The sequence below is a fragment of the Thalassospira sp. ER-Se-21-Dark genome, assembly GCF_017922435.1.
In the GTDB taxonomy this organism is placed as follows: Bacteria; Pseudomonadota; Alphaproteobacteria; order Rhodospirillales; family Thalassospiraceae; genus Thalassospira.
Window position 1 is genome coordinate 453,901 of record NZ_VDEZ01000003.1, and the last position, 17,507, is coordinate 471,407.

Annotated in this window: 16 protein-coding genes; 13 read left to right on the top strand and 3 right to left on the bottom strand. The window is 55.3% G+C overall.

The features are described from left to right. Positions 1-37: 37 nt before the first annotated feature. The 3 genes from FHI25_RS14725 to FHI25_RS14735 all read left to right on the top strand — a co-directional run bounded on the left by FHI25_RS14725 (position 38) and on the right by FHI25_RS14735 (position 3,201). Positions 38-643 carry a flavin reductase family protein gene (locus tag FHI25_RS14725; protein WP_210518985.1) on the top strand — a complete coding sequence of 202 codons (606 nt, stop codon included), beginning with the start codon at positions 38-40 and terminating at the stop codon, positions 641-643. 166 nt (positions 644-809) lie between these two features. Next, positions 810-2,132: an esterase-like activity of phytase family protein gene (locus tag FHI25_RS14730; protein ID WP_210518987.1), complete on the top strand. Its 1,323-nt coding sequence runs from the start codon at positions 810-812 to the stop codon at positions 2,130-2,132. Positions 2,133-2,229: 97 nt separating this feature from the next. Further along, the gene (locus FHI25_RS14735; protein WP_210519191.1) at positions 2,230-3,201 is read left to right on the top strand and encodes an SAM-dependent methyltransferase; all 972 of its coding nucleotides are present in this window, start codon (positions 2,230-2,232) and stop codon (positions 3,199-3,201) included. On the opposite strand, the gene FHI25_RS14740 is transcribed toward FHI25_RS14735, so the two are convergent. Then, the gene (locus FHI25_RS14740; protein ID WP_210518988.1) at positions 3,192-3,638 is read right to left on the bottom strand and encodes a GFA family protein; all 447 of its coding nucleotides are present in this window, start codon (positions 3,636-3,638) and stop codon (positions 3,192-3,194) included. The two genes, FHI25_RS14735 and FHI25_RS14740, sit on opposite strands and share 10 nt — an antisense overlap. A gap of 237 nt (positions 3,639-3,875) precedes the next feature. Between FHI25_RS14740 and nadB the strand changes: the two genes are divergently transcribed. Continuing rightward, positions 3,876-5,522, top strand: coding sequence for an L-aspartate oxidase (gene nadB, locus FHI25_RS14745; RefSeq protein ID WP_051007609.1), 1,647 nt, complete (start codon positions 3,876-3,878; stop codon positions 5,520-5,522). Further along, the gene (locus FHI25_RS14750) at positions 5,523-5,972 is read left to right on the top strand and encodes an MOSC domain-containing protein (RefSeq protein ID WP_210518990.1); all 450 of its coding nucleotides are present in this window, start codon (positions 5,523-5,525) and stop codon (positions 5,970-5,972) included. It begins immediately after the preceding gene. Here the strand turns inward: FHI25_RS14750 and FHI25_RS14755 are convergent. Next, positions 5,969-6,583 carry a DUF4269 domain-containing protein gene (locus FHI25_RS14755; protein ID WP_210518992.1) on the bottom strand — a complete coding sequence of 205 codons (615 nt, stop codon included), beginning with the start codon at positions 6,581-6,583 and terminating at the stop codon, positions 5,969-5,971. The two genes, FHI25_RS14750 and FHI25_RS14755, sit on opposite strands and share 4 nt — an antisense overlap. An 85-nt stretch (positions 6,584-6,668) precedes the next feature. Here FHI25_RS14755 and FHI25_RS14760 point away from each other — a divergent pair, with 85 nt between their 5' ends. Continuing rightward, entirely contained in the window at positions 6,669-7,625 is a 957-nt protein-coding gene (locus tag FHI25_RS14760; protein WP_210518994.1) for an AEC family transporter, read from the top strand. Positions 7,626-7,668: 43 nt separating this feature from the next. Here FHI25_RS14760 and FHI25_RS14765 read toward each other — a convergent pair whose 3' ends face one another. Then, positions 7,669-9,543, bottom strand: a complete 1,875-nt coding sequence (locus FHI25_RS14765; protein ID WP_120225848.1) for an ABC transporter ATP-binding protein/permease — start codon at positions 9,541-9,543, stop codon at positions 7,669-7,671. 251 nt (positions 9,544-9,794) lie between these two features. Here FHI25_RS14765 and FHI25_RS14770 point away from each other — a divergent pair, with 251 nt between their 5' ends. The 7 genes from FHI25_RS14770 (at position 9,795) to FHI25_RS14800 (ending at position 17,488) form a co-directional block, all read left to right on the top strand. After that, positions 9,795-11,081, top strand: coding sequence for a glutamate-5-semialdehyde dehydrogenase (locus FHI25_RS14770; protein ID WP_063089162.1), 1,287 nt, complete (start codon positions 9,795-9,797; stop codon positions 11,079-11,081). Next, positions 11,078-11,686 (top strand): nicotinate-nucleotide adenylyltransferase, encoded by a 609-nt coding sequence (locus FHI25_RS14775; RefSeq protein WP_210518996.1) that lies wholly within the window; start codon positions 11,078-11,080, stop codon positions 11,684-11,686. The genes FHI25_RS14770 and FHI25_RS14775 overlap by 4 nt, the downstream gene beginning before the upstream one ends. A 55-nt stretch (positions 11,687-11,741) precedes the next feature. Further along, positions 11,742-12,131, top strand: coding sequence for a ribosome silencing factor (gene rsfS / locus FHI25_RS14780; protein ID WP_051007601.1), 390 nt, complete (start codon positions 11,742-11,744; stop codon positions 12,129-12,131). 80 nt (positions 12,132-12,211) lie between these two features. After that, positions 12,212-12,670 (top strand): 23S rRNA (pseudouridine(1915)-N(3))-methyltransferase RlmH, encoded by a 459-nt coding sequence (rlmH, locus tag FHI25_RS14785; protein ID WP_210518998.1) that lies wholly within the window; start codon positions 12,212-12,214, stop codon positions 12,668-12,670. Positions 12,671-12,884: 214 nt separating this feature from the next. Then, a complete protein-coding gene (locus FHI25_RS20745; RefSeq protein ID WP_210519000.1) occupies positions 12,885-14,648 on the top strand; it encodes a methyl-accepting chemotaxis protein in 1,764 nt (587 codons plus the stop codon). Between the two features lie 204 nt (positions 14,649-14,852). After that, the gene (locus FHI25_RS14795; RefSeq protein ID WP_210519002.1) at positions 14,853-16,661 is read left to right on the top strand and encodes a methyl-accepting chemotaxis protein; all 1,809 of its coding nucleotides are present in this window, start codon (positions 14,853-14,855) and stop codon (positions 16,659-16,661) included. Between the two features lie 53 nt (positions 16,662-16,714). Next, positions 16,715-17,488 (top strand): DeoR/GlpR family DNA-binding transcription regulator, encoded by a 774-nt coding sequence (locus FHI25_RS14800; RefSeq protein ID WP_210519004.1) that lies wholly within the window; start codon positions 16,715-16,717, stop codon positions 17,486-17,488. Positions 17,489-17,507 lie beyond the last annotated feature (19 nt).

The window sequence follows — 17,507 nt, forward strand, 5'->3', positions numbered from 1 at the left end:
CGGATAAAAGACACCGCCAACCAGAACGGACGTCCCGATGTTTTACGAGCCCGGAAACCCCCCCCACAATCTTCCACATGATCCGTTCAAGGCCTGTGTGGCGCCGCGTCCGATTGGCTGGGTATCAACCCTCGATAAAGAAGGCCGGGCCAACCTTGCGCCTTATTCCTTTTTCAATGCGGTGCATGGCAATCCGCCGATGGTAATGTTTTCATCGGGCGGGTCGGTCGACAGTTTGCGCAATGCGCGCGATACCGGCGAGTTTGTTGTTGGCGTTGCGCCGAAGGCGATGCTGAAAGAACTTAATTTTTCCTCGGCCCCGCTGCCGCCGGGCGAAGATGAGTTTGAATATGCTGGCTTGGAAAAGCTGCCGGCAAAATGCGTCAAACCGCATCTGATCAAGGGTGTGCCGATCCATATGGAATGCGAAGTGTTCCAGATTGTCGACCTGCCAAGCGCCAATCCGGAACGCCCGTGTGCGATGGTGATTGGAACTGTTGTCGGCCTGCATATCGATGATGACATCATTCGCGATGGCATGGTTGATATCACACTGTTTGAACCGCTCGCGCGGCTTGGCTATCAGGAATATGCCAGCGTTTCGGAAACCTTCACGGTCCGGCGCGAGGATTTCTGGAAGTAGTACATCCCAAACCTAGCCAAGCGTCTGATTTGTTTCATCAAAGCGACGCTCAAGTGCAAACAAACTGTCACACAGAACCCTTAATGTGAACAGGAACACAGTTCGCCCGAACATTGCGGGCTTGAGCGTAAGTGTTTTTGTGAAATTTTTCGGGGAATTCCCAGTGATGAAACGGACGTTTGCAGCCGGTCTTTTCGGTGTTACCGCCATGCTGATGGCGGGTTCTGCCATGCTGATGGCGGGTTCTGCCATGGCAGGCGAAGCCAAGGTTTTTGAAACCAAAAGCGCGATCAACAACCTTTCGACCGTCATGGTTGACGGCGGCAAGGCACGCGCGCTTACCGTCGGTTTTGGTTCCGGCGCATACCGCCGCCCGGGCGATCCGGCCAACATGTTCTATGCCGTTTCTGACCGTGGCCCGAACTTTGTCTGTGGTGATGTTGAAGCCGTGCTTGGCGTTTCTGCCGATCAGGTCTGCAAAGGGCAGAAAGTCCGCGTTTATCCGACCCCGGATTACTCGCCTTCGATCTATACCATCTTCCTGAATAACGATGGCAGCTTTGACGTCAAGGACGTCATTACGCTGAAAGACCAAAATGGCGTGCCGTTGACCGGCCTGACCAACAAGCTGACCGTGGCGAAAACCGAAAAGCCGGTCGATGCCAATGGCAATCCGCTTGAACAGTCGGTGTCCTCGATCGATGCCGAAGGGATTATTCGTCTATCTGATGGGTCCTACTGGATTGGTGAAGAAAACGGCCCGTCGATCCTGCATGCGTCGGCGGACGGCACCGTTATCGAACGTATCGTTCCGGCCGGTTCGGAAAAGGATTTCGAAGATTCGGCTTATAAAGTCACCGGTGGCCTTCCTGCCATTCTGGTCAAACGCCAGACCAACCGCGGCATTGAATCGATGGCCGTATCACCAGACGAAACCAAGCTTTACTTCATGGTTCAGAACCCGCTGGCCAACCCGAATGCCGATGCCTACAAGGCGGCCAAGAACACCCGCCTGTTCGTTTATGATCGCGCAGCGTCAAAACTGAGCGGTGAATATATCTATCAGCTGGATGACCCGCAGAGCTTCCGCAACGATCCGTCCAAAAAACAGAACGCACCGCGCATTTCCGAAGTTCTCGCCCTTGGCAATGACCGTCTTCTGGTGCTTGAACGTACTGACAAGACCACGAAGCTGCATGAAGTCGAACTTAAAGGTGCGACCAACATCCTTGCCAGCCGCTGGGATGACATGTCGACCAGTCCGACTTTGGAACAGCAAAACGATCTTGGCAGCATCAATCTTACCCCGGTTTCAAAGACGCTTCGTTTTGACAGCGCAGACTACCCGGAAGCACCGAACAAGCTTGAAGGCCTTGCCATCATGGGCGACGGTGCACTTGCGATGATCAACGACAATGACTTTGGCATCAAGGGCGATCCGACCAAGGTTATCCTGATCGACGGTCTGGTTCAGGCTGACAAATTCTGATCTGTCGTCTTACTTCTCGACAATCACAGGCGGGAAAGCTGTCATGCAGCTTTCCCGCTTTTTTATTGGGTCAAAACGGCGTAAAAGCAGGCCCATGATGGAAAACACACAGACATTCGATACCCCGGACGGCGTTGATGCCGTAATCGAGCCGATGGATGCCACCGGCTACCTCGCCCCTGTCGGCTTTGAGGATCAGCTTGAAGCCGAACTTGGCGACGTCATCGAACGCCATGACCGGTTGATGTTCGCCCCCGGTCCGGAACGGCGCGTATTCTGGGCGCAGAATGTCTGGCGCAATCCGGTGCGCATTGCCATCCCGTCGATCAAGGGTGCGGCCAAAATCCTGAAATTCAATCAGCGCAACTGGGCCCTGTTCAAGTTTGACCATTTTTCGCGCGCCAAACTGATCGAAGGCCACCTGCCCCATGTGTCTGCCAAGCGTCAGGTGTTTGGTGAACCCGCCCTGACCGCACCGCTTGGTTCATGGACGCTGATTGATCCCGATACCATCATTGCATCGGCCGATTGTTCCAGCCCGTGGAAAAACGGCGAGGTCGAGTTTGAAGAAGACAAGGTAACCCCACCCAACCGTGCCTACCTTAAACTTTGGGAAGCCTTCACCCGGCTTGGCACCTATCCGCAGGCCGGTGATCGCACCATGGATCTGGGCGGAAGCCCAGGCGGCTGGACCTGGGTTTTGCATGAATTCGGCACCGATGTGATTTCCATCGACAAGGCCCGCCTTGATGCCAAGATCGCCAATCTGCCCCGCGTTGATTTCCGTCAGGAAAGTGCCTTTGGCCTGAACCCGGAAGAAATCGGCTATATTGATTGGCTGTGCTCGGACGTGATTTGCTATCCGGATCGCCTGTTTACGCTCGTCAATCAGTGGATGGATGCCGGGATGGCAACCAATTTCATCTGCACCATCAAATTGCAGGGCGATACGGACTATTCCGCAATCACCCAGTTTGCCGATATCCCCGGATCAAAGGTCGTGCATTTGTATAACAACAAGCACGAACTGACCTGGATGAAGGTGCCCGGCGTTACCGATCAGGATTGATCGGCAACGGCAGCATTTTCGGCCTTGTCTGATTGATCATGTTGGGGAATTGCCGGATCAAGCGGATAATAATCCCCTTTATCCGCACAATAAATCTGCCCGACTGTGGTCATACCCTTTGTATCATCAAGAGTTCCGGGCATCAGTGCCATATTGTCGTTACGCACAGGGCGCCAGAACAGGGCGGTGCCGCATTCCTTGCAAAATCCGCGATCGGTTTTATCGGACATGCGATACCACCGCAGCCCGTCACCCTTGGCCAGTTTCAGATGATGGCGGTCAAAGCGGGCATAAGAGCTGACATGTCCGTGCAGCTTGCGACACAGTTCGCAGTGACACATCACCGCATCGTCAATCGGCCCGTGAACTTCATAACGGACATCGCCGCAATGACATCCACCGCGATAAACCGTCTCCTTGTGCGCAGAATTGCCCACAGCAAACTCCCCTGGTTGGTGTTGGGTGGTCCTTTTTAATCTGTCTGCTTGGCGGCCATTTGCAAGCAACGCGCAGTAAATCTGACACAAGCGGACAGAAATCATCATACCATTTCCGACAAATATGTTTGAGATTGGCTAAAAGCAGTCCTATTCTGCGCCTCTGTTCGGAGCCCGATGTTGACGCCACCGCGCCAGTTTCCGCCATCAGGCACCGCCCGAAAGCGATGGGAAAAAATGTCCGAAAATTCTTTCCAGTATGATGTGCTTATTATCGGCAGTGGTGCTGCCGGTTTGTCCACGGCACTCAAACTTGCCCCGCATGTAAAAGTCGCCGTTCTTTCCAAGGGAAAGATCGATGATGGATCGACCAACTGGGCACAAGGCGGTATTGCCGCCGTTCTTGATGCCGCCGACAGCATTGAAAACCACGTTCGTGATACGCTGGTGGCAGGCGCCGACCTTTGCAAACGCGAAACCGTCGAATTCGTCGCCACCAATGCGCCGAAGGCGATTGCCTGGCTTGATGAACTTGGCATTCAACTGACCCGTGATCCCAATGGGGATAACAATCAGCCGTTCCACCTTACCCGCGAAGGCGGTCATAGCCACCGGCGCATTGTGCATGCGGCAGATGCCACCGGGCGTGCGGTTCAGACGACGCTTCAGGGCCAGGCAGTCAATCATCCGAACATTGATGTTTTTGAAAACTATCTGGCGATTGATCTGGTGACCGACCGCAAATTCGGTGGCGAAGGTCGCCGCTGCATCGGGGCCTATGCGCTTGATCTTGGTACCGGAAAGGTCAAGTCATTCAACGCGCGCACCGTGATCCTCGCCACCGGCGGGGCAAGCAAGGTGTACCGGTTTACCTCCAACCCGGACGGATCAACGGGCGATGGTATCGCAATGGCATGGCGTGCGGGTTGCCGGGTGATGAATATGGAATTCAGCCAGTTCCACCCGACATGCCTGTATCATCCGCAAGCCAAATCCTTCCTGATTTCCGAGGCCGTACGTGGTGAAGGCGGCAAGCTTTTGCTGCCTGATGGCACACGCTTCATGGACCGGTTTGATGAACGTGGCGAACTGGCCCCGCGTGATATTGTCGCACGCGCGATTGACCATGAACTCAAACGTCTTGGTGCAGATTGTGTTTACCTTGATATCACCCACAAGGGCGCTGATTTCATCAAGGAACACTTCCCGACCATCTATGAAAATTGCCTTAGCTACGGCATCGACATGACCCAACAACCGATCCCGGTTGTTCCGGCGGCCCATTATACCTGCGGCGGGGTTCTGACCGATCTACGCGGGCGTACCGATCTGACCGGGCTTTATGCCATCGGTGAATGTGCCGGCACCGGTTTGCATGGCGCAAACCGACTGGCATCCAACTCGCTTCTGGAATGCCTTGTGTTTGGCGAGGCGGCGGCAAAGGACATTATCGAAGCCCTGCCGGTCGAGGACCTTTTCAAACCGATCCCGGACTGGGATGAAACCGGCATCACGGACTCGGACGAAGAAGTCATTGTTGCCCATAACTGGGAACAGCTGCGCAACGTGATGTGGGACTTTGTCGGCATTGTGCGCACCACCAAGCGCATGCAACGCGCTCAGCACCGTGTTGATTTGCTGTTATCGGAAATCGATGAATATTACGGCAATTTCCGTGTCACCAATGATCTTCTGGAACTGCGTAACCTGTCTGTCGTTGCCAAGCTGATCATTCAGTCTGCCCTGTGGCGACGCGAAAGCCGGGGGCTGCATTACACCACCGATTACCCTGATCTTGATGAAAGTGGCACGCCGCGCCAGACCATTCTGGTGCCGGAAAACTTTGCAGGTCGTTGGGTGATCTCCGGTCAATGGAAAACCTGAATGGTCGATAAAGCCGAACTTGTGGGAATTGCGCGCAAGGCACGCCCGCGCGCCCCGATGGAAAGCCTTGAAAGCGTCGCAGTCACAACCGAACTTGGCATCGACGGGGATTTTCGCGGCAAACTGCGCCGACGTCAGGTCACCATTCTGACCGAAGAAGACTGGCAGGCGGCATGCCACGAAATCGGTCGAGATGACATTCACTGGACCGAACGCCGCGCCAACCTTTTTGTCCGCGGGATTGCCTTGCCACGCAGCAAAGGCAGCAAACTTTCAATCGGTGACGTGGTGTTTGAAATTACCGGTGAAACAGACCCGTGCAATCGCATGGATACGGTTGCCATGGGACTGCAAGAGGCTTTGAGACCAGACTGGCGGGGTGGTGTGACCTGTCGCGTGATCACGGGTGGCACAATCACCATCGGTGATCCGGTGACCGAGGACACCTAGTTTCCGCCAACACCAAGTCGTTGGCAAAGCTGTGGTGGCGAAAGGCTGACAAGTTCAGCCAACTCAATATACGGGTCTCCAGACAATCCCAGAAGTCTGGCAAAGGCCGGTTCTGTCTTGGTTCCCGCTTGCTTCAGCGCCCTGACCTGATGGGCAAATTCATCGCCCATCACACAAAGTATCCTCGCCTCGACCAGCATATGGACAAAACCGTATTGCAAGCGTGTCGGACAATCGGTGGCAAAGATTTCGATCGGCAGACCGTCACACTCAAATCGGACAACCAACGCTGCCGCGACATGGCTGGTTGCAGGACGCTTGTGGAGACGATAACCGTCAAAATGACCGAACGCCCGGCCTGAAAATTCAGAAAACACCGTCAAATCAGGGACGTTGCACAGGATATCAATGTCAGATTCCGGCACATCAATCGCTAGCGGCAAGGTCCCGACAACCTCGGGCTGATACGCCGCCAAACAATCAATTAGCCGGTGACGGTCAAGAATTTCGGCAGCCTGTGCCCCACGTGGAGACGCATTTGCAAGCCGGCCCCCCCCGGAAAAGCCATTGCCATCCAGTCCTTCTGGCCAATCCATTACCGTTTGGTTCATGTTTGAAATCATTCTGTTTCTTGACCCTGGGCCAATAGGGGGCTAGCTGATGAAGGCCTTACCACAATGAAAGCCTCTGGCCCAGATGCTTGATATCCTTGCCGTTACATTGCCGATATTCCTGATCATCGCCATTGGCTATATCGCTGTCTATCGCAACATCGTTGCGCAAACGGTCGCGCGTGGCATGGGGGCATTTGTGATCAACTTTGCCCTGCCATGCCTTTTGATCCGCACCTTGATTGCCCATGACATCAATAAGGTGTTCGACACCAACTATCTGGCGGCATATGGCAGCGGGTCCTTGATCGTGTTTGCGCTGGGCTACTTCTTTGCCCGATTGATCGCCAAGAAAAGCCAACAGAATGCCGCCCTGCAGGGTATGGGCATGTCGATGTCCAACAGCGGCTTTATTGGCTATCCGATTGTTCTGCAGCTGCTTGGTCCGACGGCGGGTATTGCACTGGCACTTTGCTTTATCATCGAAAATCTGGTGATCACGCCACTAACCCTGATAATGGGCGACAGTGCCGAGGCACAGGGCACTAGTCGTTGGCAAATTCTGCGCAAGACCTTTACCCGGCTTGCACGCAATCCAATCATTGTCGCCATTGTGATCGGAATGAGCATTTCGATTTCTGGGATCACATTGCCCGGTCCGATCTTTTCGGTGATTGATATGCTGGCCTCGGCGTCGGGCCCGGTGGCACTGTTTGTCATCGGTGGCGGGCTTGTTGGGCTCAAACTGCGCGGTTTGCGTTTCGACATGGCACGCATCGTGTTTGGCAAACTTGTGCTGCACCCGTTGATCATTTTCCTTTTGCTGGGCCTTATCCCCGATCTTGATCCGGTGATGAAGATCGCTGCCGTCGGTTATGCCTGTGCCCCGATGTTTAGCGTCTACCCGATCTATTGTCAGCGCTACGGGCACGAAGCAATGGGCGCGGCATCCCTGATGGCAGCCACATCGCTGTCCTTTATCACCATCAGCACGGCACTTTGGTTGCTTGATAGTACCGCGGTATTCGGGCCATTGCCTTAGGCAACCGCCCGAAACCACAGTTTCAAATCTGCCCGCAGAAGAGTCAGCCCGGAATTTCACCCGCGTGGGCAAGGATTTCCTCGGCCTGGCGGATTTCCTGTTGCTGGGCCCACATCTCGGCATAAAGGCCGTCACGATCAAGCAATTCCTGATGGCGGCCACGTTCGGCCACCTGCCCATCGCGCAGCACGATGATTTCATCGGCGTCAATCACCGTGGACAGTCGGTGCGCAATAATCAGTGTGGTATGCCCGCGCGACACTTCACGAAGCGCCTGCTGGATATCCTTTTCTGTGCGGGTATCAAGGGCGGATGTGGCTTCGTCAAAAATCATGATTTTCGGACGTTTAAGTAACATGCGCGCAATCGACACGCGTTGCTTTTCACCGCCCGAAAGTTTCAGGCCACGTTCGCCAACCATGGTTTTGAAGCCTTCGGGAAGGCCTGCGATAAATCCGTCAATGCTGGCAAGCTTGGCGACATTTTCGATCTCGCCCTGTTCCGAACCGGGCCGGCCATAGGAAATGTTATAGGCAATGGTATCGTTAAACAGGACGGTATCCTGCGGCACGATGCCAATCTCGCGACGAAGCGAGTTCTGTGTGACGTCGCGGATATCCTGACCATCAATTGTGATCTTGCCACCCGACACATCATAAAACCGGAACATCAGCCGCGTCAGGGTCGATTTGCCTGCCCCGCTTGGCCCGACCACGGCAACGGTTTTGCCCGCCGGCACTTCAAAGCTGACCCCCTTAAGGATCTTGCGATCCGGGTTGTAGGAGAAATGCACGTCTTCGAACCGGACGGTTGCCGCATCACAGGCAAGGCTTTTGGCACCCGCCTTGTCTTCGACCTCCTTTTCGACATCCAGAAGCGAAAACATGCGTTCCATATCTGTTAGCGACTGCTTGATCTGGCGATAGACAAAGCCAAGGAAGTTGAGCGGCATGTAAAGCTGCAGCAAATAGGTATTCACCAGAACGAAGTCGCCGACCGTCATGGTGCCATCCTTGACCCCCTGGGCAGCCAGCAACATGTTCAGAACAAGGCCGACGGCAATGATCGCACCCTGCCCGACATTGAGCTTGGAAAGCGAGACTTGCGACTGCACAGCGGCAACTTCATAGCCCCGCAGCGCCTTGTCATAGCGGGTCGATTCATGGGCTTCGTTGTTGAAATATTTGACGGTTTCGTAGTTGATCAGACTGTCGATGGCCTTGGTGTTGGCCTCGTCGTCACGCTTGTTCATTTCGCGACGGAACTTCATCCGCCATTCGGTCACCACCAGCGTGAAGACGATATAGATCACAATGGTGGTAAAGGTGATCAGCGCAAACCAGACATCATAAAGCGCCCACAGGATGATCGAGACCATGAAGATCTCAAGCAAGGTCGGCAGGATGTTAAACAGCATGAAGGACAAAAGAAATTCAATGCCCTTCACCCCACGTTCAATCGCACGCGAAAGCCCGCCCATCTGACGATCCAGATGGAACCGCAGCGACAAACCATGCAGGTGCTCAAAAACGCTCAGCGCAGATCTGCGAATGGCGCGCTGGGCCACCTTGGCAAAGACCGCATCGCGCATCTCGCCAAAGGCCGAAACCAGAATCCGCACAAGGCCATAACCGACAATCAGCGCCACCGGCACGACAATCAGGGCGGTGGTATCTGTTGATCCCGACTGGGCAGCGTTTGCCGCCGCATCACCGGCCTTGTCACCACCGCCAAGTGCATCGACCGCGTATTTGTACAGCACCGGAATATAGACGTTTGCCACCTTGGCCCCGACCAGAAACAGCAGAGCCAGAACAACACGCACCTTGAGCTCAAACTCGCCGCGCGGCCACAAATAGGGCAGGAACGTCTTCACGACGCCGAACTCTGCACGCGCAGTCGGTTGATCGGAACCCATATTTTTCAAAACCTTATCCCCAATCAGCAACCGGGCAGCATTGCGGTATGTGCACGGCATGTCATCTCTTTGTGTCATCAACAGATGGACCGCTACGCACTATTTGGCAAGCATTCAGCGCGCTTTGTCCACTCAAGGACATTGCAGATGGCCGGTTTGATGTCTATTTTGCCAATTTGTTGATAAAATCTCAGAACAATTGGCCAAGTGCGTTTTGCACTGGCCAGAATGACAGGAACGGAACCAGGACCATGACGGCGCTTGCCAGTATCGAAAGCCAGGATATCGCAGCACTGATGCGCGATATGGGAATCAAGGCCCGCAAGGCGGCACTCGAACTCGCACAGGTCCCGGCCGAGCCAAAGGAAGCTGCCCTTAAGGCCGCAGCCGCAAAACTGCGCGAAAACGCAGATACCATCCTTGCCGCCAACGCCAAGGACATGGAAGCCGGTCGCGCCAAGGGCCTGACGGCGGCCTTGCTGGACCGTCTGGCACTGGATTCTGATCGCATAGAAGGCATCGCTAAGGGTATTGAGGCCGTTGCCGAGTTGCCCGATCCTGTCGGCCGTGAGCTGGCGCGTTGGAGCCCGGAACATAACGGCCTTGATATCGCGCGCGTATCTGTCCCGCTTGGCGTGATTGGCATCATCTATGAAAGTCGCCCGAATGTGACGGCCGATGCCGGTGCGATGTGTATCAAATCGGGAAATGCCGCCATCCTGCGCGGTGGGTCTGAAAGCTTTCACTCATCGCGTGCGATCTTTGACTGCATGGTGGCTGGCATCCGGGAAGCAGGCCTTCCCGAAAATGCCCTTCAGATGATCCCGGTGACGGATCGTGCCGCAGTTGGCGAAATGCTGAAACTGTCGGATTACATTGATGTCATCGTTCCGCGCGGGGGCAAGTCGCTGATTGCGCGCATCACGGATGAAAGCCGCATTCCACTGTTCAAGCATCTGGAAGGGCTTTGCCACACCTATGTCCATGCCAGTGCCGATCCGCAAAAGGCGGTCGACATTGTTGTGAATGCCAAGATGCGCCGTGTCGGGATTTGTGGCGCGACGGAAACCATCCTGATCGATAGTTCGGTCGCAGGCCGTCTGTTGCCCCGCATTTCCGAGGCACTGGTTGCCAAGGGCTGCGAACTTCGCGGGGATGAAACCGCACAGGCGATTGATGGTCGCATCAAACCGGCCACGGCCGACGATTGGGTCACCGAATATCTTGATGCGATTGTGTCGATCAAGGTTGTGTCGGGCGTGCAAGAGGCGGTTGATCACATCAACACGTTCGGATCGCACCATACCGATGCCATCGTTGCCGAAAACGCCACCGCGACGGCCACCTTCCTGAACGGGGTGGATTCCGGGATCGTCATCGTTAACGCGTCAACCCAGTTCGCCGATGGTGGCGAATTTGGCATGGGGGCCGAGATCGGCATTTCGACCGGCAAGCTGCATGCACGCGGTCCGGTCGGAGTCGAACAGCTGACCAGCTATAAATACATTGTTCGTGGTAACGGTCAGACCCGTCCATGACGTCATCTGCCCCCAGATCACATGCGGCCCCGCCACGGGTCGGCCTGTTGGGCGGGTCGTTCAATCCCGCCCATGAAGGTCACCTTCATATATCGCTCGAAGCGTTGAAACGCCTACAGCTTGATGCGGTCTGGTGGCTGGTGTCGCCGCAAAACCCGCTTAAGTCATCGACCGGCATGGCGGACCTTGCCGACCGCTTTGATTCGGCACTGATGATGGCAAAGCATCCCCGCATTGTTGTTTCTGCAATTGAAACCGAGCTTGGAACCCGCTATACGGCCGACACTCTTGCAGCCTTGCAACGCCGTTTTACCCGAACAAAGTTCGTTTGGCTGATGGGAGCAGACAACCTGGCCCAGTTCCATAAATGGAAATGGTGGGAAAGGTTGATTTTACGTGCTCCCATTGCGGTTCTCGACCGTGAAGGGTATTCTAACAGGGCATTGTCCGGAACCGCCGCGCGCCGTATGGAACGCTGGCGTATTCCCATGGACAGGGCGGGTTTGCTGGCCGATCTGGATGTTCCGGCCTGGGTATACCTGCCAATCAAGCGCCATCCGGCCTCTTCGACCGCAATTCGCGCCGAAGGCAGATGGCAGGTGTAAGCATCGCAGCGATGTATTTGGCTGGTGAAGTCCGGCCTTCGCGCGAAACATTAAGGTGGCGACCATAGGTACCGCAAAACAGACTCTGACCTCCGGCGAAATGCTTTCGCTGATCCAGAGAACGCTCGAAGATGACAAGGCCGAAGACCTTGTTACCATTGATCTGACCGATAAAACCTCCCTTGCCGATCACATGATCATCGCAACCGGCTCGTCATCGCGCCGGGTCGCATCCATGGCCGAACACCTTGTCGAAGCCATCAAGGATGCCGGTCAGGGCCGTGCATTGGCCGAAGGCAAGGAACAGGGTGACTGGGTTCTGGTCGATACGGGCGATGTCATCGTTCATCTTTTCCGTCCGGAAGTTCGTGCCTTTTACAACATCGAAGAGATGTGGGGCGTTGAAAACCCGGCTCTGAAACAGCAGGCAGCGCGGCTGTACTAACAGCCCGCGCTGTTTGGCGCCTGCCCAAGGCGGGTAACGGCGCCAAACAGATATCTTGCGTAACGGTCTGGATCGGCGACATGCAAATCACCCTTGCTGCGGTGGGACGGATGAAAGCCGGCCCCGAGAAAGATCTTTTTGACCATTACGCCGCCCGACTGCGCTGGCCCTTTGTGCTGCGCGAAGTCGAAGAAAAAAAGAAACTCCCGCCCAATCAGCTTAAAGACCGCGAAGCAGAACTTCTGCTTGGTGTCATTCCGGAAAATGCCTTCCTGATCGCGCTGGATGAGCGCGGCAAGGAATATGGATCGATCGAGTTTTCGCAAAAGCTTGAAGGCTGGATGGATCAATATGCTGGCAATATCACCTTTGCCATTGGCGGGGCGGACGGGCATGGCGCAGCCCTGAAAGCACGGGCCAATACGCTTTGGTCGCTGGGCAAGGCCACATGGCCGCATATGCTGGTCCGCGCCCTGATTGCCGAACAGCTGTTTCGCGCCCACGCCATTCAGACCAATCATCCCTATCACCGCGAATAATGCCGCATTGCGGCATACAGATAGGGGCAGGCCCTACCTGCAGTGCAAGGCACCCTATACCGTGGCTCAACTTATGCCCGAGAAAATAAAGATATTTTCTCGTTTTAGCCCATGCTGCCTTGCAACATGCAAACAGCGCCGCTAACATTCCCCACAAGAAAAAAATATTCCCAAAATCAAAGAATGACTCTTGGGCAATGGTAAGGCGTTGAATATGGAACAAACCGTTTTGGCTACGCGGGACGGAGAAACTGCACACAAGGTCGCCCAAACCAGTGCTGGCATCGAAGACCTGATGCGCGGGATCTCCACCGCACTGGATTACATCCAGCATCTTCTGGAATTTGCCAATACGGCGGGCGAAACCCAGGACAGCCTGATGCGCGAAATTGACGTGAGATCAAACAATCTGCGTGCAGGGCTTGATGATACCGGGCGCGAGATCGAAAACAGCACCTCTGTTGCCCATGACGTTCAGGAAGCCACCCGCGCCACAGTGGCCGCAAAGACCGACGCTATCCGAACCGACCTTGAACGCATCAGCGCCGAACTGGAAACCAAGGCCGAAGGTGCCAGCAAGGTCCTGAGCGCGATTGAGGATATCGGCAAGGGCATCAAGCTTTTGGCACTTAACGCCGCGATCGAGGCGGCGCGTGCCGGTGATCATGGCCGTGGATTTGCCGTTGTTGCCAAGGAAGTCGGCAATCTGGCGCAAAGCACCATGCAGCGCACCCACGAGGCGGTCGATCTGATTGATCTTTCGGATGTTACCAAGGCGCTGCGTGAAAGCATGGCCAGTATCGGTAATGACCTTGATAGCCTTGGCAATGAAATCGAAGGATCCCTGACGACCCTTCAGGAACGCTTTGCCAACATGTCGGAACGACTGGCTGACATTTCCGAGCACAATCAGGTGGTGTTTGAATTGCTGGCGGGCAGCAAGGATGCATCGGCCCGCACACGCGGCAAGGTCACCTGGGCGCATAATGATACCAAGGCACTGAGCACAAGCCTTTCGGATGCGACATTGGCGAAAGACAACCTTGCGCAGTTTTTGAAGTCCCATCACCTGCATGATGATCCGACATATGACCGACTGGCCGATATCAAGGCGCGCCGCAAAATCCGCATCGCCATTGAACCGGCCTTTGTCGGGCTGTCATTCCGCCTGAAGCCAAATGATCCGTTGCGCGGCCTTGATGCAGATTATGCAAGGGCACTTGCCAAGTGGCTGGGCGTTGACTGTGAATTCGTTGAACATCCCTGGGATCTTCTGACAGAGCTTCTTTTTGTTGGCGCAAAGCCCGGTGCACCGACCGCCGATGTGGTCTGGAGTGCCCTGCCCCCCAGCGACTTTTACAAGGGTGTCGCTTATTCAGATACCTACACGTATCTCAACTTTGCGCTTTGTCGGCGGGCCGGGAATACGGCGATCAATCGCCTTTCGGACCTTGATGGCAAGGTGTTGGGCATCATCAATGATCCTGTGGCGTTTCAGGTTCTTGAAGAACAGGGGCTGCGCTGGGCGGATAATGAAAGCAAGCCGGGCGGCGTCGCCAAGCTTTCCAACCTGATTGCCTATAGCGACCAGACACGCCTGCATGATGCCTTGGCCGACGGGGCCGTTGATGCCTTTGCGGTTGATCAGCCGATCTTCCACTGGGCGGCAAATAACCCGGAAAGCCCATGGCATGGCCGCATTGAAGTCCTGCCGGGTAATATCCTGCCGCTGCCTTATTACTATACTGCCGCCGTGGCCGCCGAACCGGCATCCTGGAAATTGCTGTGTGCGATCAACGAATTCATTGCCGAATTCCGTGGCACGTCTGCGCGCGCCGACATCGAAAAACTGTGGCAGGGCCAAGCGCTTGAACATCACCTGACCTACAAGGACGAGGTCGGAAACCTGGTCGGGGCCGATGAACTGGCAACCCTGTATCACGCCCATTGCCGCAAGTTCGGCATCGCCGATCACTAGACATTGCAACGCAACACAAAATTCTGGTGTGCCGGTGCAAGGCGCCCTGCAAGATTTGAAAAGCATTGCAACTTCAAGGCATCACAGCACCTGTTATCAACTTTCATAACATGCTGCCTTGCAACATTTTCCACCCGACGATAGAGTTTCCTTATAAGAAATAAAAATTCACAAAATTCAGTGGCAGTGGTGAGGCTTTGAAAAATGGAAGAAACCATCTTGGCACCGCGTGCGGACCTGGTCGATCAGGACGAGCTGCAACAGTCATCAGACACACAGCCCATGCAGGCGGATGCCCCACCACCACAAGCCGACCAACTTGACGGGCTGATGCGCGGTATTTCCACGGCCCTTGATTACATTGAAAACCTTTTGAAATTCGCCAATACGGCGGGCGAAACCCAAGACAGCCTGATGCGCGAGATCGATGTGCGATCCAACAATCTGCGCACCGGCCTTGAACAGACACGACGCGAAATCGAAGAAAGCACCCATACTGCCAACGATGTGCAGGAAAGCACGCGCGCAACGGTCTCGTCGAAAACCGATGCCATTCGTGGCGATCTTGAAAAGATCAGTCAGGACCTGGAAACCAAGGCCGAAGGTGCGGCAAAGGTTCTGAGTGCGATTGAAGATATCGGCAAGGGGATCAAGTTGCTCGCCCTTAACGCCACGATCGAGGCCGCCCGCGCCGGCGAACATGGGCGCGGCTTTGCAGTTGTTGCCAAGGAGGTTGGCAATCTGGCGCAAAGCACCATGCAGCGCACCAATGAGGCCGTCGATCTGATTGATCTGTCCGATGTCACCAAATCCTTGCGCGAAAGCATGGGCAATATCGGCAATGACCTTGATAGCCTGGGTGGTGAAATCGAAGAGGCGCTTGGCGGGCTTAAGGATCGCTTTGCCCAGATGTCGGGACGCCTTGAACATATCAGCGGCCACAATCAGGTCGTGTTTGAACTGCTCGATGCCAGCAAAGACTCATCGGCCCGCACACGCAGCAAGGTTAGTTGGGCATCGGGCGAAATCGCCAAACTTTCAAACTGCACCACCGATACAGCAAACGTATCGACCAAGCTTTCGCAGTTTCTGGCCGCCAGTTACATTCCCGAAGACCCGGCCTATGACCGCCTTGCCGATATCAAGGCGCGCGGCAAAATCCGCATCGCCATTGACCCGGCACTGGTCGGGGCATCGTTCCGCCCGCAAAAAGGTGGCCCGCTGCATGGTATTGATATCGACTATGCCAAGGCCTTTGCCAAATCCATCGGCGTTGAGTGCGAGTTCATTGAACATCCGTGGGATCTTTTGACCGAACTTCTGTTTGTTGGCAAAAAGGCCGGACAACCACCCGCCGATGTTGTCTGGTGCGCCTTGCCGCCCAACGATTTTTATAAGGGTGTCGCGTTTTCAGATACCTACACCTATCTGAACTTTTCGCTGATCCGCCGGCCGGACAACACATCGATCAACACCATTGCCGATCTTGAGGGCAAGGTACTGGGCACGGTTAATGACCCCGCCGCCCTTGCCGTGCTTGAAGATGTTGGTCTTCGCTGGGCGGATAATGAAAACAAACACGGTGGTATTGCCAAGCTTTCGAACATGATCGCCTATGGCGATATTTCGCGTGTGCATGATGCGGTTGCCGACGGAGCGATTGATGCCTTTGCCGGCGACCATCCTGTGTTTTACTGGGCGTCGAAGAACCCGCAAAGCCCTTGGCATGGTCGTCTGGAAGTTCTGCCCAAACCGATCCTGCCGCACCCGTTCTTCTATGTCGCGGCGGTCGCAGCGGAACCTGCGTCCTATCCGCTGCTTTGCGCCATCAACGACTTCATTGCCGATTTCCGCAAGACGCCGAAACGGGCCGAGATTGAAAAGCTTTGGCAGGGTCAGCCGATTGAACATCATCTGACCTACAAGGACGAAGCCGGTAATCTGATCGGGGCGGACGAACTGGCCAGCAGCTACCACGCCCATTGCCGCAAATACGGGCTGAATTCTGATTGACGGATTGCTTAAAACGGCTGGCGCGATGATGGTCCGGGCACTATCATCGCGCCATGGCAGCAAACAAGAAATCCCTTCGACAACAACGCATTCTTGGCGAACTGGACCTCGAACCGTCATTGCGGATCGCGGATCTGGCCGAACGTTTGAATGTCTCGAATGAAACCATTCGACGCGACTTTGACGAACTGACGTCGCAAGGGCTGATCAACCGTACCTATGGCGGTGCTGTCCGCCGTCAGGCCAGCGAACCGGGCCTGAATGAACGCCATCAACTTCACATTGCCGAACGCGAAAGCATCGCCAAGCAATCCGTCCCGGTTCTGGCCGGTGCGCGCCATATCATGATCGGATCCGGGGCCACGACGGTTCATGTCGCCAAACGACTGGCAGTGACCATGACGGATCTCACCGTCATCACCCATTCGTTTGGCGTTGCCACCGTACTTGCCATCAACCCGACGATCCGGGTGATCATGGCGCCGGGTCTTTATCACGCACAGGAAGGTGCGATGCATGGCGCGCAGACCGTGCGGTTTCTTGAAAACTATCGGGTGGAATGGGCCATTCTGGGGGCCAGTGGCCTTGATGGTGACGGGGCAAGCGATGCCCTTATTGAGGCAGCTGACGTTTATTCCGTCATGATGGAACGTGCCACGCGGAGCATGATCGTTGCTGATCACACCAAGTTCAATCAGGCCTTCCCGGCGCGCTATTGCGACTGGACGTCGGTCGATATTCTGGTCACGGATGAAAGCCCAATGGGGGTTCTTGATGAAACCATCCGTGCCGGCGGCTGTATGATCAAGGCCGCGACGCGCAACTGATCCCTAAATCGCGGTCCGG

What these genes read in the sequence shown, in the direction of transcription:
- FHI25_RS14725 (WP_210518985.1), top strand. Translation starts at nt 38, where the DNA reads ATGTTTTACGAGCCCGGAAACCCCCCCCACAATCTTCCACATGATCCG.
- FHI25_RS14730 (WP_210518987.1), top strand. Translation starts at nt 810, where the DNA reads ATGAAACGGACGTTTGCAGCCGGTCTTTTCGGTGTTACCGCCATGCTG.
- FHI25_RS14735 (WP_210519191.1), top strand. Translation starts at nt 2,230, where the DNA reads ATGGAAAACACACAGACATTCGATACCCCGGACGGCGTTGATGCCGTA.
- nadB (WP_051007609.1), top strand. Translation starts at nt 3,876, where the DNA reads ATGTCCGAAAATTCTTTCCAGTATGATGTGCTTATTATCGGCAGTGGT.
- FHI25_RS14750 (WP_210518990.1), top strand. Translation starts at nt 5,523, where the DNA reads ATGGTCGATAAAGCCGAACTTGTGGGAATTGCGCGCAAGGCACGCCCG.
- FHI25_RS14755 (WP_210518992.1), bottom strand. Translation starts at nt 6,583, where the DNA reads ATGAACCAAACGGTAATGGATTGGCCAGAAGGACTGGATGGCAATGGC.
- FHI25_RS14760 (WP_210518994.1), top strand. Translation starts at nt 6,669, where the DNA reads ATGCTTGATATCCTTGCCGTTACATTGCCGATATTCCTGATCATCGCC.
- FHI25_RS14765 (WP_120225848.1), bottom strand. Translation starts at nt 9,543, where the DNA reads ATGGGTTCCGATCAACCGACTGCGCGTGCAGAGTTCGGCGTCGTGAAG.
- FHI25_RS14770 (WP_063089162.1), top strand. Translation starts at nt 9,795, where the DNA reads ATGACGGCGCTTGCCAGTATCGAAAGCCAGGATATCGCAGCACTGATG.
- FHI25_RS14775 (WP_210518996.1), top strand. Translation starts at nt 11,078, where the DNA reads ATGACGTCATCTGCCCCCAGATCACATGCGGCCCCGCCACGGGTCGGC.
- rlmH (WP_210518998.1), top strand. Translation starts at nt 12,212, where the DNA reads ATGCAAATCACCCTTGCTGCGGTGGGACGGATGAAAGCCGGCCCCGAG.
- FHI25_RS20745 (WP_210519000.1), top strand. Translation starts at nt 12,885, where the DNA reads ATGGAACAAACCGTTTTGGCTACGCGGGACGGAGAAACTGCACACAAG.
- FHI25_RS14795 (WP_210519002.1), top strand. Translation starts at nt 14,853, where the DNA reads ATGGAAGAAACCATCTTGGCACCGCGTGCGGACCTGGTCGATCAGGAC.
- FHI25_RS14800 (WP_210519004.1), top strand. Translation starts at nt 16,715, where the DNA reads ATGGCAGCAAACAAGAAATCCCTTCGACAACAACGCATTCTTGGCGAA.